The organism is Mesoplasma tabanidae (assembly GCF_002804025.1).
Lineage (GTDB): Bacteria > Bacillota_I > Bacilli_A > Mycoplasmatales > Mycoplasmataceae > Mesoplasma > Mesoplasma tabanidae.
The window spans coordinates 469,507-486,802 of the sequence record NZ_CP024969.1 but is presented as its reverse complement, the minus strand read 5'-3'; the positions used below and the strand labels follow the sequence as shown (position 1 = coordinate 486,802).

Sequence of the window (17,296 nt, the reverse complement as noted above, 5' to 3'; positions counted from 1 at the left end):
CATATAAGAAAATAACTTGATTTTTTTGATTAAAAAACGAAAAAAAACGAAGAAAATTCTTCGTTTTATTTTGTGTTAATAAATATGATTTAGAAACTATTATATTTAATGTCTAAGACGATTTCTCTTCCTAAATTTGTTCATGCCTTACCATTAGAAAATGATCATTTAGGATTAATTCACGATCCTACAATTCACATAAAAGCAAAGTTATTTGAGTAAGGATCATCATATTCTGTAATTCCACTTCATTCTTCATAATCAAGCACTGCTAGTCCAGAACTTCATGAATATGAAGCTAACTTATTTGAATAAGCTTTAATATATTCTGGTGGCATACTTGGAAAACCTGTATTGATTCTATTTGTATTAATATAATTTGTTCTTGCAAAAGCTGAAGTTGGATAGTAACGATCACCGCCTCAAACAATTTCACTTTCTTTTTTATTTGATCCATAAACGTTATTAACGGCCACTGATTCAATTCATTTGCCTTCACTTTTTGGAGTGTTTGTTTTAATAATATATGTTCTATATGTCCAATCAGGTCTCCCTGTTGCTGTTGTTTCATGAAAGAATAATTCATTATTGTACGAGTTGTTGAATTTATATGCAACGCGTTCACTTGATAATGCTTTTTCATTATAAAGAATATCATCTGAACCTAAAGTTCTTATTTCTTCATTGTTAATTGATGCATTTTCACTTGATGTATTAATATGCATAATAGTTGGTGCTGATGACGCAGTTAACCCAAATACACTAAAAATTGATAATAACTTTTTCATTTCTTGCTCCTTTTTTCGTTAGTCTCATAACTAACTTATCAAAATTTTATCATTGATTTTAAGTAATCTTTTTTAAATAAAAACACTAATTAAAACTAAAAAGACTTATAATTATATTCAGTATCGGTAAAATCAAATGTTCTAAAATGAATCAAAAAATTTCTAAAGAAATATAGCTATGTAAAAATTAAAATACTTATAAATTATTATTTTATAAAGTTCTTGAAAATTGCAAAAATACTTATTAAAAGAACAAAAATAATGTATGTTTTATTGAGTTATTCAAATATGTTAACTTAAATTTTAATGTTATAATACTGTAAAAGATAATAGTGTTATTATGAAAAGAGAAGGCTTGATGCCATTAATTTAATTTTTTATAGTAAGTATTTTACTTTTTAAACAATATAAAATTCATTTTTAAGGAAAAAACTTTATGCAACAAAGAACAAAAATATTTAAACAACATATTGATACTGATTTAGGACAAATGATTGTTATTTCAGATGAAAAAAAATTATTTTTACTTGAATTTGCTGATAAAAAAAATTTAAATGAAGAAATATTAACTTTAGAGAATGAATTTAATTGTAAAGTTGAAGAAAAAATAACTAAAATTTCTAAAAAAATAGATAAAGAAATTAAATTGTATTTTAAAGGTGAATTAAAGGAATTTGAAACTCCCTTTTTAATGAGAGGAACTAAATTTCAAAAACTAGTATGAAGTGAATTATTAAAAATTCCTTATGGAAAAACAATTTCATATAAGGAATTAGCTACAAGAATCGGTAATGATAAAGCTTCAAGAGCAGTAGCAAATGCAAATGCAAAAAATAAGATTGTAGTATTAATACCGTGTCATAGAATAATAAATACAAATAAAGGTTTGGGCGGTTATAGTTGCGGAATTGAAAAAAAGCAAAAATTACTAGCACTAGAAAATCAAAAAAATAAATAGTTTATAATTAATGTAAATATAGTTTTGGAGAAAATAATGATTTATAGTAGTTCACTTAAAGCAATGACTGATGTATTATCAAATTTTAATTTTTGAAGCATTTTAATAGCTGCATCTTTTATTATTTTTATAGGTTTTATTTTTCAAAGAAAAAAATTAATATTTTCAGATTGAGAAAAAGTTGTAGTTAAAATAATTCTTTATGCTGCATTGCCAGCGTTAGCACTTAAAAGCTTTTTAATTGATATAAATACTGAAGATATTTGGGAATCTATTTTTATTGCTGTTATAGGTATAATATTTTATACAAGTTTGACTTTTGGTTCAAAATACTTTTTTATAGGTAAAACAAAAGCATTACAAGACGCTTTAGGAATGAGTATAGCATTTTCATCAGCAGTTTATTTTGGTGTTATGATCGTAAAAGCAATTTCACCAGATCAACAAAAAACAATTGATTTGTATTCATCATTATTTCTAATTGGTTTTTGAATTTTTATGTATTCTGCTGCAGATAATATAATGAAGAAGAAACGATTTAATAAAAATGAAATAGAAAATAGTTTATTAAATAAAAAAGAACCAAAATCATTTCTAAGTTTTATAAAAGTTTTTAAAAACCCAGTTATTATTGCAACGTTTGTAGGTATTTTTTTATGATTATTTCAATTAATACCAGGAGTTAAAATAATACATATAAATGATGAATATTATTCAATAAGTAGAATAGATAAATTCATACCCGGTTTAAGTCAAATACTAAATATATTAGCCCCATTAGCAAGCCCTCTAGCTTGATTTTCAATGGGAGCTGTTTTAGCAAAAAGTCAGATTAAAGAAGCATTAAAATCATCATTAGTTTGATGAACAACTTTTATTAAAAATGTTATAACCCCTATAATATGTGTCATATTGTTTCTTATTTTTAGTTTAATTCTAAAAGGCATTACAGGTAATTGAATAAGCTCGTTAGCTTTTGTGCTATGTGTAGCTATAATTGCATCCCCAACCGCTAATACAATTGTTGGTTATGCAATTATTTATAATAAGGAACCTAAAATAGCATCTCATGTAGGAACATTAACAATTCTAACAAGTATTATAACTATTCCACTTTGAATACTTGTTGCATCAGCAATAGGAGCAACACAATTATTTAGCTAAAAGTGAATTTTTTCAGTTCACTTTTTACTTTAAATTTTCAAATTTTTCTTTTGCTATATCTATAAATACTTGCTCATTTGTTTGTTCAAACATATAGCTTGCTCAATAAATTCATAAGTAATTCTGAAACAAGATTAAATCATTAATTTTGTTTAATTCACTTGAAGACAAATTCAATAAGTTTAAAAAAACATTTCATCTTTTCTTGTTTAATGATTCGCTGACAAAACTTGCATAATCAAATAAATAATGATTGTACATACCATATTCAAAATCAATCACTTTTCACCCTTTTTTAAAGTTAATAAAATTGCCCTTAACTAAATCGTTATGAGAAAAAACGGGTTTAGAATTATCTGATCAATAATTAGTTATAATCAAATCTACTTTATTCTTTATAAAATATAAGTCAAATAAACATTTTTTTGTATTTTTGATAAAGAATTCTGAAAATTCTTTAGGATTAAAAGTTTTAACATCAAGTAATTCCAAATTATGTATTTTGCTAATTATTTTTATGATTGATTTCATTTTATTAACGCAAATATCAGTATCATGAAGAGTTATAGCACTTTGATAAAAATTAGTTACAGAAATCATTTTATTATTCTTGAATTCCCATTTGTAAGGAATTATTATAAAATCATTTTTCATATTAGATAATTGCTCATAAACCTTTATTTCATTAATTCTATCAAGATATTTATTAACATAAGGATATGATTCTTTGATTAAATTATTTTCATTAACACTTATTTTATTACTTAAACCGTGAACTGCTTTCATTTTTATACCTAAACCTCTAAAATATATAATATATATTATCAAATTATCTCAGAAAGGCAGTCATGAATAAAAAAGAATTATGAATAGCTACTAATAATGAGGGTAAAATTAAAGAATTTAAGTTATTACTACCTGATTATGAAATTAAAAGTGTTAAAGACTTACCAGAATATGTTGAGCCAGAAGAAGATGGTGAAACATTATTAGAAAACGCGAGAATTAAAGCTGAGGCTCTTTCAAAGTATATTAATGGTTGAGCTATTGCTGATGATACTGGTTATTTTTTTGAAGCATTAAACGGTTTTCCTGGTGTTTATTCAAGAAGATGAGCATATCCAATAACTGATTTTAAAGAGATTTGTAAAATGATAATAAATAAAACAAAGCATTTAAATAACAAAAACATGAGCATGCAAACTGCAATCGTAATTTGTAATTATAATCAAAATGAAAGTTTTGAAGCTTTAGGTATAACAAAAGGTGTCATGGGAAATGAATTAAAAGTGTCAGATCATACATTTGGCTATGATTATATTTTTAAACCAGAACCATTTAATGTTTATTGTGCTGAAATAAGTGAAGAAGAAAAGATAAATTGTTCAGCAAGAGCATATGCTTTAAATGATATTAAGAAAATAATTGAAAAGGAAATTAAATAATGGAGAGACAAGTTAACATAGTTTTATATGAACCTGAAATAGCTCAGAATGTTGCTGCTATTATTAGAACATGCGTTGCTACTAATGCAAAATTACATATTATTGAACCATTAGGTTTTATATTTAAAAAAGAAGAATTAAACCGTGCTAGTGCTGGAACTTTTGATTTAGTTGAATATAAACTATATGATGATTGAGAAGATTTTTGTGAAAAAAACCAAAGTATTGATTTATTTTGTATTTCAAGATATGGTGAAAAACCACATAGTGATTTTGATTTTAACTCTTATGAAAAACCAGTTTTTGTAATGTTTGGTAAAGAATCAACAGGAATACCAAAACAAATTATTAAAGATAATTACGAAAATACTTTTAGATTGCCAATGTCTTCTCAAACAAGAAGTATTAACGTTGCTAATACTGTTGGGATAGTAACTTATGAAATTTTAAGACAATGAGATTATCCTACTTTAAGTAAAACTGAAGTGCAAAAAGGCAAAGACTATATTATGAGTGAAAGATGAAAAGATGAAAAATAATAAAAAAATAGCACTTTTTGGTGGCAGTTTTGATCCTGTTCATACTGACCATTATAATATGGCCAAAGCGTGCCATGAAAAACTTGGTTTTGAAGAAGTTTGAATTATACCGACTTTTTTAAATCCGTTTAAATCTTCAACCAAAACATCTAATAATGAAAGATTAAACCTACTTAACTTAATTTTTGAAAATGAAAGTTATATTAAAATTGATAAATTTGAAATGAATAATCAAAGAGTTACAACAACTTATGAAACTGTTTTGCATTTTAAAAAGATGTACTCTAATTATGATTTTTCTTTTGTAATAGGATCTGATAATTTAAACCGTTTAGAAGAATGAAATAATTTTGATGAGTTAATTAATTTAGTAAACTTCATTGTTTTTGAAAGAAGTGATATTTACAAAAAAGAAATTGCAAAAAAATATAATTTACCGATTTATCATTTTGAAAATAATTATTTAAGTTCAACAAAAATAAGAGAACTTGAAGATTTAAAATTATTAACTCCAAAAATTAATGATTATATTAACTATAATTTGTTATACCTTGATACCAGAATGAAACCATTCATGGATGAACAAAGATACCTACACTGTTTAAATGTAGGACAAATGGCTGCTAAATTAGCTAAATTAAACAATATTGATGAACAAAAGGCAAAAGTTGCAGGAACATTACATGACATTACTAAAAGATGATCTGAAGAAAAACAAATTTCGTATTTAACTAAGTATGAAAAATCATTGCTTGCTGAACCAAAACCAGTTTGACACTCATACACTGGAGCATTTCATCTAAAAAATGACTGATTAATTAAAGATGAAGAAATTATTAGTGCAGTTTATAACCATACAGTTGGTTGTGAAAAAATGTCAACTTTGGATATGATTGTTTTTTGTGCTGATAAAATTAGTGCAGAACGTGATTATGAAGATGTTGAATATTATCGCGAAGAATGTTTTAAAGATTTAAAATTAGGATTTATTAAGTTATTAGTTAATCAGTATGAAGCAGCAATTAAAACTCATGGAATTGAAGCTATTGGAGATAAGCTATTAAAAACATATAATTTTTATGTAAAAGGAGATAAGTAATGAAATTAATAATTGGAGCAATGCATGAAGAACTACAAGATTCAATTGATTTTTATAATTTAAATAAAATTGAAGATGAAAAATTCATTATTTATAAAAATGAAGAAATCATGTTTTGCATTACAGGTGTTGGATTAATCAATTCAGCAGTGCAATTAGCGTATATTTTAACTAAATATGAAATTAATTCAATAATTAATATAGGTACTAGTGGTGCTTGTGATGACACTTTAAAACAAGGTGATATTATACTTGTTGATAAAGTTTATAATAGTGTTGCTGACGCAACAGCTTTTGGTTATGCTTATGGTCAAGTTCCTAGAATGCCTAAATATTATGAAACAAATAAAGAGAAAGTAATTAATAGAATTGATTATGTAAAAATTAAAAATATTGCGTCATCTGATATATTTATTCACTCAGTTGATCAAGTTGATTTATTTGTTAAAAAAATAGATGATGAAATTAGTATTTTAGATATGGAATGTTTTGCTTATGCTCAAACAGCATTTTTATTTAATAAAGAGTTTAGTGTAATTAAAATAGTAAGTGATGTAATTGGAAAAAATGATGCCAACAATATTCAATTTAATGATTTTATTAAAATAGCAGGAAAAGAAATTTTGGAAATACTTAAAAAAATATTATAATAATACTATAGAACTAGAGGTGGATTTATGGCAAATCACAAAATTAAAGGTAGAAAAGAAGCTACAATTTTAAGAGAACTTACAATTATTATTGAAAGAGAAATGAAAAATGACATTTTAAGAGCTCTTTCAATTGCTGAAGTAAGATTAACAAATGATAGTGAAATAGCTAAAATTTATTGATCATTCTTACCGTTAAACAATGAAATAACAAAAGAATTAATATCAAGTGAACTTGAAGAAAATAAAAAAACAATTCGTATGAAATTAGCACATAAATTAAATACAAGAACTGTTCCAGATTTATTTTTTGAATACGACACAAGTTTAGAAAATGCTAATAGAATTGAAGAAATCTTAAACAAAGTTAATAAATAGTTAAAAATTAATCTACTCAGGTAGATTTTTTTTATTTTTTAAACTTAATAACTAGTATGAGAAAAACTAAGAATTTAATAGGAATAATTTTAGTTTTAATTCTTGTTTTTATAACAAGTGTTTTTAATATAGGTTATTTAGATAAAAAACAAGAATTTATTTTTAAAATAAGATATGAATTTAAAACCACAATAAGTAATTTTACATACCCAAAAAAATTACCTAAAAATAAGTACAAAAATTATTGATCAGAATTCCAAAATTTTAATAGTAATATCGGGTGATTTGAACAAATTAATATTGATTTAAAAAGTGATTTTATTATTTTGGATATTAAAGAAAAATATGTTCAAAAAGTAAAATTTAAAGAGGTTAATATAAAACAATTATTAATTTTTAACTTGAGTTTAAAAGAAACAACTGTTTTATTTTCAATTTTAAATCAATCTAAACCACCTTTAGTTATTGAAAGTGAGGTGAAATTTTTTTGTGAATCTAAAAATGACAAATTTTTATTTGAAAAAGGAATTAATAAATTTATTACATTTTAAACCAATAGTATATTTTTCATTTTTACTTTCAGTTGTATCAATTTATTATTTTATTTTTACGAATGAAATTATATATTTATTATTAACTTTATTAATAGCAGTTTATTTTATGTCAGTACAAGAAAAATATAAAAAATATTTTTTAATAGCTTGGATATTAATTTTCATATCCTTACTTTTGATTTATTTATATTGAAATTCAGATAGCTTTAAAAATGAACAAGAAATAATAGGTAAAGGAAAAATAATTAAATGTAAAACAAATTACATTATAGTTAAGATTCAGAATACAAAATTTTATATACAAGCAAATAAAAATAATTATGTTGTAGGAATGAAAGTCCATATAAATGGTAAAGTGAGTTATATAAATAGTACAGCCAATTATTATCAATTTGATTTTAAAGATTACTTAAAAAAGGAATATGTAAACTTTCAGATAAAAGTATCTAGCATAAAAGAAGTTAATAATTTTAATTTAAGAGTTTTAATATACAAAGTTTTTAAATTAAATGAAGCTCATGAATTAATAAAAACTTTGTTTTTAAATAGATATGATTCAAGTGATTTAGTTGCTTCAAATTTTAATGATTTAGGTCTAATTTTTTTACTCAACTTTAACATAATTAACATGCTTTTAATATTTAAATTTTTTAAAAAAAATAAAAGTAAAATAGTTGTTATATTATTTATTACAATATCGCTTGCTTGAAACTATATAACTTGTTGACCCTTAATTATGACAAGGATTATGATTAAACAGATTTTAAGTTTGTTTAAACAATTAAAAAACAAAAGTGAACTAAAAAATTTGATTGTAATAACATTATTAATTCTAATATTCCCAAATTTTATATTTAGTTCTGGATTTTGATATATTAACTTAATTGTTTTATTTAGTTATTTTATAAATAAAAAAAATAGCAAAATAATACAATTTATTTATTTTTACACATTGTTAAATGTATTAAATATTTATTTTAATTATCAAATAAATATAACATCAAGTTTTTACGCAATTTTACTGTCACCAGTAATAAGTATCTATTATTTAGTTACCCCATTACTGTATTTTATTAATAAAGATTTTTTAACAAACTTATACCAAGTTTTAGTGCTTATTATTTCGGCATTTAAAAAAATAAGTTTAATAATAAATGTTGGAAGCTATAGTATTTTATTTTTAGTTTTTGGTTTTATAATGATTGTTTGCATTTCATCAGACTTAATTACTTTTAAAATAAAATCCTTTTGAATATTTTTATTTATTATGTTTTGATTTTTAAATTGACTAATTAAACCTAGCGAGTATTTAGCAATGCTAAATGTAGGAAATGGTAATAGCTTTGTTTATCATAACAAATGAAATAATATAACAATAATATTTGATGCTGGAGTTGGGAAACAAAGAAGCTCTGAGTTAGTTAGTGATTTTTTAAAATATCAAGGAATAAATAAAATTAATTTAATTTTTATTTCCCACAATCATGAAGATCACTATAATAATTTATTTAGTTTGAAGGAGAAATTTAGAATAAATGAAATAATATATAATGATGATTTTATTAGTACTATTAAGATAAAAAATATTATTATAAATGCTTTTATTAATCCTAATGCTAATTCTGAAAATAATAAAAGTTTAGTTTTAATTGTAGATGTTGGCAGTATAAGAACAGTTTTCATGGGTGATTCTGAAAAAGAAACAGAGATTCACTTAATGAGTAGGATAGATTTTCTTTATATTTTAAATTTAAAAAAAGTGAATATTTTACAAATCGGTCATCATGGAAGTAAAACTAGTTCATCTTTTGATTTCATTAATTTGATAAACCCTGATTTTGCATTAATTAGTGGAGAAAATGAAGGAGGAAATAAAAAGTTTCCGCATCAAGAAACTATAAATACATTAAAAAGGTTAAAAATAAATTTTTATATAACAAATGGTTCAAATAATTTTTTCGTTTTATTTAAATCTATGAAAATCATAAAAAAATAAGGCAACTTATGTTGCCTTACATTATTCTTTTTTAGTTGAGAATTACGCTTGCATTAAACGTGATTTTTCTCTTGCAGCTTTGTTAGGTTTTAAGATACCTTTTTTAACACCTTTGTCAATTAAACTAACTGCGTGGTTAATTAAATCTGTTGCATCAGTAGCTTCATCTTTTTTAGCAGCTAAAGCTTTTTTAATCGCTGTTCTAATTTCAGATTTAATCGCTTTGTTTGAAGCTCTTGATTTTTCGTTAGTTAAAACACGTTTTTTTTGTGATTTAATATTTGGCATAATTTCAACTCCTTTATATAATTTTTAGTACAATTTAGATTATAACAAATAAGTAGATAAAATTAAACATTTTTATTCTTTAAACATTTTTATGTAAACATTGATATAAAATAAGAATAACATTTGTGGAGGTAATCATGCATTTTATTTATTCTGAAGATCATTTTTTGTTAACAAAAACTGTTAATAAATTAGTTAAGGGATTACTAATTGAAAAAAATTATGAAATTGAAAATTATTCTTTAATTTATAATGACATATCTGAAATATACACGACATTAAATACCTTTTCTTTATTTGGAGAACCAAAAATATTAATAATAAGTGATGCCTGATTTGCAACAGAAGAAAAAATAAGCTTGCATAGAAATTATTCAGAAGAAGCTTTATATAAAATTCTTGAGAGCAAAACAGATAATGTAGTTATATTTACTTTGAACAATGAAAGAATATCAAAGAGATTAAAACTAGTTAAATACTTAGAAGAAAATTTGGAATTAACAAATGTTAAACCTATGCAAGAAATTGAAGTCTTAAATTACATTAAGGCATTTTTTACAAGAAGTGAAAAATCAATAACAGATGAAAACGCTTCATTTATATTTCAATCAATTCCAAAGGATATGCAAACATTAACAAATGAATTAACAAAACTTTCTCATATAGAATCAGATGTGATCACAATTGAAGATATTAAAAATAACTTAACTAAATATATTGATAATGATATTTTTGAACTATCTAATGCTTTTGTAAATAATCAGACAAAAATATTTCTAAAATTGTACAAAGATTACTTATTATTGAATGACGATATATCAAAATTGGTAGCCCTATTAAGTTCAACTGTAGTTTTCTTTAGAGATGTAAATGTTATGAGACAACAAGGTATGAGAAATGATGAAATAGTTCAAATAACTAAAGCTCACCCCTATAGAGTTAAAGTTGCGTTATCAAATAAACTTAACATTAAAAAATTAAATGATAAAATTAAATTATTATATTCTATTCAACAAGGTGTTTTAAATAACACTATGGATAAAGATAATATAGTTGAATATCAATTTATAAAAAATATGGAGGATAAAAATGGATAATAAAAAGATTTATATTAGTATTTCTTATTTAATATTTAACATTATAAAAAACAATAAATTAAAATACTATTTAAGAAAAGATGAAGCTTTCAGAAAAGAAGTTATTAAACTAATTGATTTATTATTACTTTTAGAAAGTGATAAATTTAAATGTAGATATAACCGTAAAAAAATAGCTGCAGAGTTTGCTAAAGCATATGTAAAAATTACTAAAGTTTCAAACAGATTTGAAGCAACTGAAGAAGAAATAAATAGTGAAGAAATCTATGCTGAATATTCACGTGTTGTAGGTTTTATTAGTGAAAACTATAAAACAACAAGAAAAACACTAACAAATGAAGAAGAACTTTTTACAATCGAAGATATAGAATTAAATGGTAAATTAGCTGCTGATTTTGTTAAAAAAATGGATGAAAAAATAGCTGCTGAAGCAAAAGACAAAGCCGAAAAGGAAGCAAAAGAAAAAGCTGAAAAAGAAAAAACTAATCCTGAAGCTAAAAAAACAGCAACTAATTCAGAAAATATTAATCAACAAAACTTCAACAATCAAAACTTTAATCAACAACAAAATTTCTTTGGTGGAAATATGGGTGGAAATATGCCTCAAAACATTTTTTTGAATCCTAAATTTTATCCATTTAAAACAAAACCAAAATACATGCCATTACTTAAAATCATTTTAACTATATTGTTAGTTATTACTGCGGCTCTATTTACTGCTTTATATATATATGCAAGCACGGTTAAAATTGAATTAAAAGAAGGAGACTTATACTTTAAAGCACTTTTTGGTGATTTTGATTTAAAGAATAAAGATCACTATTCTAGAGAAGGGTACAAAGATTTTAATTCAATAAATAGTGTTTGAAATATACTTGGTAGTCAATCTGCAGGAATTTTCCCAATCATTTTTTCAATTATTTTATTTGTATGAATAGCATATATGGGATATTCGATTAGCAAAAAAACAGAAGATTCAAAAAGAAAGTATAGAATCAGTGGTTTTACGCTATTTATAGTTATATTTTTAATGATTTCAATTATTTCATACTCATTTTCAAGTATTTCAATAAAAAGTATAGAAAGTCAATGAGGATTTTTTGAAAAATTAAAAATTGTATCAAAAGATGCTGAAACAGGGAAAGAAACTGCAACTCCAGCGGATTTTGCAGCATTCTTTGATTTGATAAAAACTAATTTTTCAAGTCAAATAAGTGCAATTATAACAATTTCAATATTGACTTTAGGATTTTCATTTGTAACAATTTTATTTTCAATTTTTATGGTAATTATAAATCCTAAAAAAGATCTTCAAAAAATTATGAAAGCAAGAGCTGAGCAAACAAATGCTACAATGGCTGCTATGCAAGGAAAGCATTATGAAATAGATCCTTCATTATTTGACGAAGACGAACAAAACTAATAGTTAAATGATAGATTTCTATCATTTTTTTTATTTTATAAATCCATATTCTTTGTTAAGAAATGAAAATGTTATAATATTTAAAGCAAAAGGAGATTTTATGATTCAAAAACCTAGAGGAACTCAAGATTTATATTTAAATAATTCAAAAGAATGAAACATAGTAGAAGAAAAATTTAGAAAAATTCTAAATCTTTTTAACTATGGTGAAATTGTTACTCCAATGTTTGAATCAAAAGAATTATTTGTTAGAAGTGTAGGAGACACAAGCGATATTGTAAGCAAAGAAATGTATGAGTTTACTGATCGCAAAGGACGTGAGTATGTTTTAAGACCTGAAGGAACAGCACCAACAGTAAGAGCTGTTATTGAAAACAAATTGTACATTCAAGAAAACTTACCTTTTAAAGCATTTTACATAGGACCTATTTTTAGATATGAAAGGCCACAAGCTGGAAGATATAGACAATTTAATCAATTAGGTGTAGAAACATTTGGCATAGATTCAATTAGTCATGATGTGGAGTTGGTTTCACTAGGTCAGTCATTTTTAAATGAACTAAAAATTAATAATGACGTAGTTATAGAAATTAATTATTTAATAACTGGTGACGAAAGAAAAATGTATGAAGTAGAACTTAAAAAATATTTAAGTTCGTTTACTGATTTATGCTCAGATTGTAAAACAAGAATTAATAAAAATGTTTTACGTACATTAGACTGTAAAATAGATGCAAGTAAATTTATAAATGCTCCAAAAATGTTTGAATTTGCTAGCCAAGAAAATAAAGACAGATTGGGCGAAACATTTAATCAATTGAAACAACTTGGAATTAAAACACAAATAAACTTTAACTTAGTTAGAGGCTTAGATTATTACACAGGTTTAGTTTTTGAATTTAAAAATGCCAAAACTGACCAAGCTATTATTTCTGGAGGATCATACAATAATTTAGTAGAAGAATTAGGCGGACCAAGTTTGCCTGCTAGTGGTTTTGCAATTGGAATTGAAAGAATAATGTTAATTCTTAATGAACAAGGTATAAAAGTTGGAAATAATGATCAATTAGATTTATTTATCATACCTTTAACAGAAGAAGCACAATTTATAACTAATAAACTTTTAATGGAAGCTAGAAAAGCAAATTTAAAAGTTGATACAAATTGAAATATTAAGAATTTAAAAACAGGATTTAAATCCGCAGAAAGATCTAATGCTAAAAAAATAGTTGTTATAGGTGATAACTCTATGAAAAGTGATATTTATGCAATAAAAGATCAAAAATCTGGCAAAGTAAAAGAAGTTAAGTTTAATGAAATCGTTAAATATTTAAAAGAGGAAAGAAGAAATGAAAAGAACACATAATTGCAACCAATTAAACATAACAAATGTAAATCAAGAAGTTACGCTAAAAGGATGAATTAAAAAAATTCGTAAAATGGGTCAAATAACATTTATAGATTTAAGAGACTTTTATGGAATTACTCAAATTGTTGTTGGTGAAAAAAAACAAGAATTAATTGCTAACTTAAAACCAGAATATGTGATTTCCATATCAGGTAAAGTAGTTGAACGTAAATCAAAAAACAAAGATATAGCTACTGGTGAGATTGAAATTGATGTTGAAACTATTGAGTTAGTTAATAAAAGTAAAGTAACCCCTTTTGTTATTGAAAACGACGTAGAAGTTTCAGAAGAAACAAGAATGTCATATAGATATTTAGATTTAAGACGCCAAAAAATACAAAGTAATATGCTTTTAAGAGCAAAAGTAAATAGTATTATTCGTAATGAATTTGAAGCAGATGGTTTTGTTGAAGTTGAAACTCCATACTTTGGTAAATCAACACCAGAAGGAGCAAGAGATTATTTAGTTCCTTCAAGATTAAATAAAAATACTTTCTATGCTTTACCTCAATCTCCACAATTATATAAACAGTTATTAATGGTTAGTGGTTTTGATAAATATTACCAAATCGTTAGATGTTTTAGAGATGAAGACTTAAGAAATGATCGTCAACCTGAATTTACACAATTAGATATGGAAATGTCATTTGCAACAGCTGCTGAAGTTCAAGATCAAATTGAAAAGGTAATTAAGAAAATATTCTTAGAAGTTAAGGGAATTGATTTTAAAGAAAAATTAATCAAAATGCCTTTTAGAGAAGCAATCGATTTATATGGTAGTGATAAACCAGATATTAGATTTGATTTAAAAATTAATACTTTAAATGAAATTTTTGCTAATACTGAAATTAAATTATTTGAAGGTTTCAAAGAAAATAATCTAACAATTAGAGGAATTTGTGTTGAAGAATTATTAAGTAAAAAACAATTAGAAACTTTAACGGAAACAGCAAAACAAAAAAACTTTAACAATTTAGCTTTTGCTAAATATGAAAATGGTACATGAAGTGGTTCAATTGCATCTACTTTATTAGATAGTGAAAAAGAAGCTTTAATTAAACAATTTAATATCAAAAATAAAGCAACTATTTTATTAAATGTTGCTAAATATGACAAAATATCAGATATGTTAGGAGCAGTTAGAAATAAAGCTGCTGAAATATTAAATCTAACAGATCCTAATGATTATAAATTATTATGAATTATTGATTTCCCATTATATGAATGAAGTGATGAAGAAGAAAGATATGTAGCAGCTCATAACCCATTTACAATGCCAAACATTAAGTCAATTGCTGATTTTGAAACTAATAAAGAAGAAGCAATTGCTGATTCTTATGATTTAGTATTAAATGGATTTGAACTTGGAAGTGGCGGAGTCCGTATTACAGATTCTGAAATTCAACAAAGAATGTTTGAAGCTGTTGGATTAGATGATGAAACTATTGAGAAAAATTTTGGATGATTTATTAATGCATATAAATATGGGGCCCCAAACCATGCAGGATTTGCTTTTGGAATTGATAGAGTAATTATGTTATTAACTAATTCTGAATCAATTAGAGATGTTATTGCGTTCCCTAAAAATTCAAAAGGCATTGATATGATGAATGATGCACCAAGTTATGTTGAAGAAAAACAATTAACTGAGTTAAATATTAAAACAATGAAATAAAGCAAATAAAGACTAAGCATTAATTGTTTAGTTTTTTATATTGTAGTAATTTAATCATAAAAACAATATAAACTAAAAAATGATAAAATTATTTAAAGGAGAAATGATATGAAGGGAATATTTGATGTAAATAATGCTTTAGTCATATTTGGAAAACCAATACCATTTTTATTTATTTTTATTTTCTTTGCATCACTTATGTTAGCTTCTTTGCTTATTTATTTAACAAAGTTTGTTGTAACAAAGACTAAAATGGATAAAAGCAGTAATAATTTAGAACTTGAAAAAATTAAAATAGATGAAGAAATAAACTCAATAATTAGAGAAACAAAATCAAAAGAAAGGGAAAATAAATAATGAATAATGAAATTATAAATGGAATTCAACAACCAAATCCAAATGAGCAAAATAAAATAAATAATCCTAATTATGTTAATTCAAGTGATTCAGTATTTGGTGATAAAAAATTTAGAGGATTAACTCCAGAATTTACCAAAAAAGAATTAGAAGCTGTTAATGTAAATAAAAGAATCGCAAAAGAAATTAAAATGGAAAAATATAAGATTGCTTTCTTAATGTTTGCTTCAATCATTTGTGCTACTGTTTCAATATTCTTTATTGCTTTAAATTATATAAAATTAAGTGATGGGCAAAACTTTTTGAAAATTGATCCAAAATTAATTCCCAGTGTTGCTATCATGATATCTATTTTAGTTTTAAGTTCTATAGTTATGATAATAGCTTTAATAGATTTAAGACATATTTTAATTGATGTTAAAGGTTATAAATCAGATTTATTGATGGGAAAAGAAAGAATCCCATTCTTTATTATAAAAAGTTATAAAAAAATAGTTAAAAGACATATATTTTTAAATTGAGCGTGTTTTGGAATTTATTTATACGGTGGTTTAACAACATTAATTTTATTTTTAATTAATAAATCAGATAAGATAAATTTAGATTCTGAAATAATGATTTTTATTGTTGTTTTATCTTTAACAGCTATAATTCAAATTTTTTCTTTGATGTTTAATTATTCAAGAAAAGGAAATATTGATTCATTTTATGGATATGAAATTATTCCAGTTGATCAACAACTTGCTTTAAAAAAGGCAGCAAATAAATTTTGCATGTTAATTTTCTTTACGATATTAGCGATTGTATTATTTGTAGTGTTTATTCCATACTTTATTATTAGAAAAAAGTCTGACAAAAAACTTTGATGATTCTTATAAAAAGTTTAATAAAAAAAGTTAAAAAATTAATTTTTTATAAAAGTCTTGTAATTTACAGACAAATTAAGATAAAATATTAATAGTTTATTGAATTGGAGTTGAAAAAATGGCAAGTATTATCGTACACGAGGGAGAATCAATCGAAAAAGCTCTTAAACGATTTCAAAAAGTAGCATCATCTAATAAAGCTGAAGCTAGAAAACGTGAGTATCACCTAAGTAAAAAAGAAAAAAGAATTTACAAACAAAAACAAAACCGTAAATATAAATAATTAATAATGGCAAGTAAATTGCTAAAAGATGCTTTATGCATCTTTTTTTTATGACAGTAATAAATGAGTCTTTAAAATATTTATCATATATAATTTATTTAATAAATGCGGAGGAAACAAATGAAAGTATTAATTTTAGGTGGCTGTGGAACATTAGGATCAGCAATAGTACAACAATTGAAAACTAAAAATAGCTCTTATCAAATAATTACTGCTGGAAGAACTTCTGGTGATGTTCATGTAGATATGACCTCAAAAGAAAGTATTGAAGCAATGTTTGAAAAAATTGGTAATGAGATCATATTATAGTTGCAGCGGGATCAGCAGC

The 17,296-nt window shown here is 24.0% G+C and carries 20 protein-coding genes; 17 read left to right on the top strand and 3 right to left on the bottom strand.

The genetic code is table 4. From position 1 onward, the window contains the following. Window positions 1-89: 89 nt before the first annotated feature. Window positions 90-788, bottom strand: coding sequence for a lipoprotein (locus tag MTABA_RS02170; protein WP_100679559.1), 699 nt, complete (start codon window positions 786-788; stop codon window positions 90-92). Window positions 789-1,224: 436 nt separating this feature from the next. Here MTABA_RS02170 and MTABA_RS02165 point away from each other — a divergent pair, with 436 nt between their 5' ends. Both MTABA_RS02165 and MTABA_RS02160 read left to right on the top strand, forming a co-directional pair. Beyond that, window positions 1,225-1,746: a methylated-DNA--[protein]-cysteine S-methyltransferase gene (locus MTABA_RS02165; protein ID WP_100679558.1), complete on the top strand. Its 522-nt coding sequence runs from the start codon at window positions 1,225-1,227 to the stop codon at window positions 1,744-1,746. A gap of 36 nt (window positions 1,747-1,782) precedes the next feature. Further along, window positions 1,783-2,910, top strand: coding sequence for an AEC family transporter (locus MTABA_RS02160; protein WP_100679557.1), 1,128 nt, complete (start codon window positions 1,783-1,785; stop codon window positions 2,908-2,910). 24 nt (window positions 2,911-2,934) lie between these two features. On the opposite strand, the gene MTABA_RS02155 is transcribed toward MTABA_RS02160, so the two are convergent. After that, entirely contained in the window at window positions 2,935-3,696 is a 762-nt protein-coding gene (locus MTABA_RS02155; protein WP_100679556.1) for a phosphotransferase family protein, read from the bottom strand. Window positions 3,697-3,758: 62 nt separating this feature from the next. Between MTABA_RS02155 and MTABA_RS02150 the strand changes: the two genes are divergently transcribed. The 7 genes from MTABA_RS02150 to MTABA_RS02120 all read left to right on the top strand — a co-directional run bounded on the left by MTABA_RS02150 (window position 3,759) and on the right by MTABA_RS02120 (window position 9,571). Continuing rightward, complete coding sequence (locus MTABA_RS02150; protein ID WP_100679555.1) at window positions 3,759-4,355, top strand: non-canonical purine NTP pyrophosphatase; 597 nt, start codon at window positions 3,759-3,761, stop codon at window positions 4,353-4,355. Beyond that, window positions 4,352-4,894, top strand: coding sequence for a tRNA (cytidine(34)-2'-O)-methyltransferase (locus MTABA_RS02145; RefSeq protein ID WP_167373358.1), 543 nt, complete (start codon window positions 4,352-4,354; stop codon window positions 4,892-4,894). The genes MTABA_RS02150 and MTABA_RS02145 overlap by 4 nt, the downstream gene beginning before the upstream one ends. Next, a complete protein-coding gene (locus tag MTABA_RS02140) occupies window positions 4,884-5,993 on the top strand; it encodes a nicotinate-nucleotide adenylyltransferase (protein ID WP_100679553.1) in 1,110 nt (369 codons plus the stop codon). Before MTABA_RS02145 ends, MTABA_RS02140 begins: the two co-directional genes overlap by 11 nt. Further along, a complete protein-coding gene (gene mtnN / locus MTABA_RS02135) occupies window positions 5,993-6,643 on the top strand; it encodes a 5'-methylthioadenosine/S-adenosylhomocysteine nucleosidase (protein WP_100679552.1) in 651 nt (216 codons plus the stop codon). The genes MTABA_RS02140 and mtnN overlap by 1 nt, the downstream gene beginning before the upstream one ends. Before the next feature lie 27 nt (window positions 6,644-6,670). Next, window positions 6,671-7,021 (top strand): 30S ribosome-binding factor RbfA, encoded by a 351-nt coding sequence (gene rbfA / locus MTABA_RS02130; protein ID WP_100679551.1) that lies wholly within the window; start codon window positions 6,671-6,673, stop codon window positions 7,019-7,021. 56 nt (window positions 7,022-7,077) lie between these two features. Further along, the gene (locus MTABA_RS02125) at window positions 7,078-7,572 is read left to right on the top strand and encodes a hypothetical protein (protein ID WP_100679550.1); all 495 of its coding nucleotides are present in this window, start codon (window positions 7,078-7,080) and stop codon (window positions 7,570-7,572) included. 109 nt (window positions 7,573-7,681) lie between these two features. Then, a complete protein-coding gene (locus tag MTABA_RS02120) occupies window positions 7,682-9,571 on the top strand; it encodes an MBL fold metallo-hydrolase (protein WP_167373326.1) in 1,890 nt (629 codons plus the stop codon). A 42-nt stretch (window positions 9,572-9,613) separates the two neighbouring features. Here the strand turns inward: MTABA_RS02120 and rpsT are convergent, their stop codons facing one another. Next, window positions 9,614-9,859: a 30S ribosomal protein S20 gene (gene rpsT, locus MTABA_RS02115; protein ID WP_100679549.1), complete on the bottom strand. Its 246-nt coding sequence runs from the start codon at window positions 9,857-9,859 to the stop codon at window positions 9,614-9,616. Between the two features lie 137 nt (window positions 9,860-9,996). Between rpsT and holA the strand changes: the two genes are divergently transcribed. From holA to MTABA_RS03935, 8 genes are all read left to right on the top strand, one after another. Further along, window positions 9,997-10,956, top strand: coding sequence for a DNA polymerase III subunit delta (gene holA, locus MTABA_RS02110; protein WP_100679548.1), 960 nt, complete (start codon window positions 9,997-9,999; stop codon window positions 10,954-10,956). Continuing rightward, a complete protein-coding gene (locus MTABA_RS02105) occupies window positions 10,949-12,379 on the top strand; it encodes a hypothetical protein (protein ID WP_100679547.1) in 1,431 nt (476 codons plus the stop codon). The genes holA and MTABA_RS02105 overlap by 8 nt, the downstream gene beginning before the upstream one ends. Window positions 12,380-12,479: 100 nt before the next feature. Then, window positions 12,480-13,745 (top strand): histidine--tRNA ligase, encoded by a 1,266-nt coding sequence (gene hisS, locus MTABA_RS02100; protein ID WP_100679546.1) that lies wholly within the window; start codon window positions 12,480-12,482, stop codon window positions 13,743-13,745. Further along, window positions 13,729-15,462, top strand: coding sequence for an aspartate--tRNA ligase (aspS, locus tag MTABA_RS02095; protein WP_100679545.1), 1,734 nt, complete (start codon window positions 13,729-13,731; stop codon window positions 15,460-15,462). The genes hisS and aspS overlap by 17 nt, the downstream gene beginning before the upstream one ends. Before the next feature lie 108 nt (window positions 15,463-15,570). Continuing rightward, window positions 15,571-15,819 (top strand): TIGR04561 family membrane protein, encoded by a 249-nt coding sequence (locus tag MTABA_RS02090; protein ID WP_100679544.1) that lies wholly within the window; start codon window positions 15,571-15,573, stop codon window positions 15,817-15,819. Then, the gene (locus MTABA_RS02085) at window positions 15,819-16,697 is read left to right on the top strand and encodes an MSC_0882 family membrane protein (protein WP_100679543.1); all 879 of its coding nucleotides are present in this window, start codon (window positions 15,819-15,821) and stop codon (window positions 16,695-16,697) included. Before MTABA_RS02090 ends, MTABA_RS02085 begins: the two co-directional genes overlap by 1 nt. 106 nt (window positions 16,698-16,803) lie before the next feature. Beyond that, on the top strand, window positions 16,804-16,968 hold the full coding sequence (gene rpsU / locus MTABA_RS02080) for a 30S ribosomal protein S21 (RefSeq protein ID WP_011183260.1): 165 nt from the start codon (window positions 16,804-16,806) through the stop codon (window positions 16,966-16,968). Between the two features lie 120 nt (window positions 16,969-17,088). Then, entirely contained in the window at window positions 17,089-17,277 is a 189-nt protein-coding gene (locus MTABA_RS03935; RefSeq protein ID WP_208611717.1) for a Rossmann-fold NAD(P)-binding domain-containing protein, read from the top strand. Window positions 17,278-17,296: the final 19 nt, after the last annotated feature.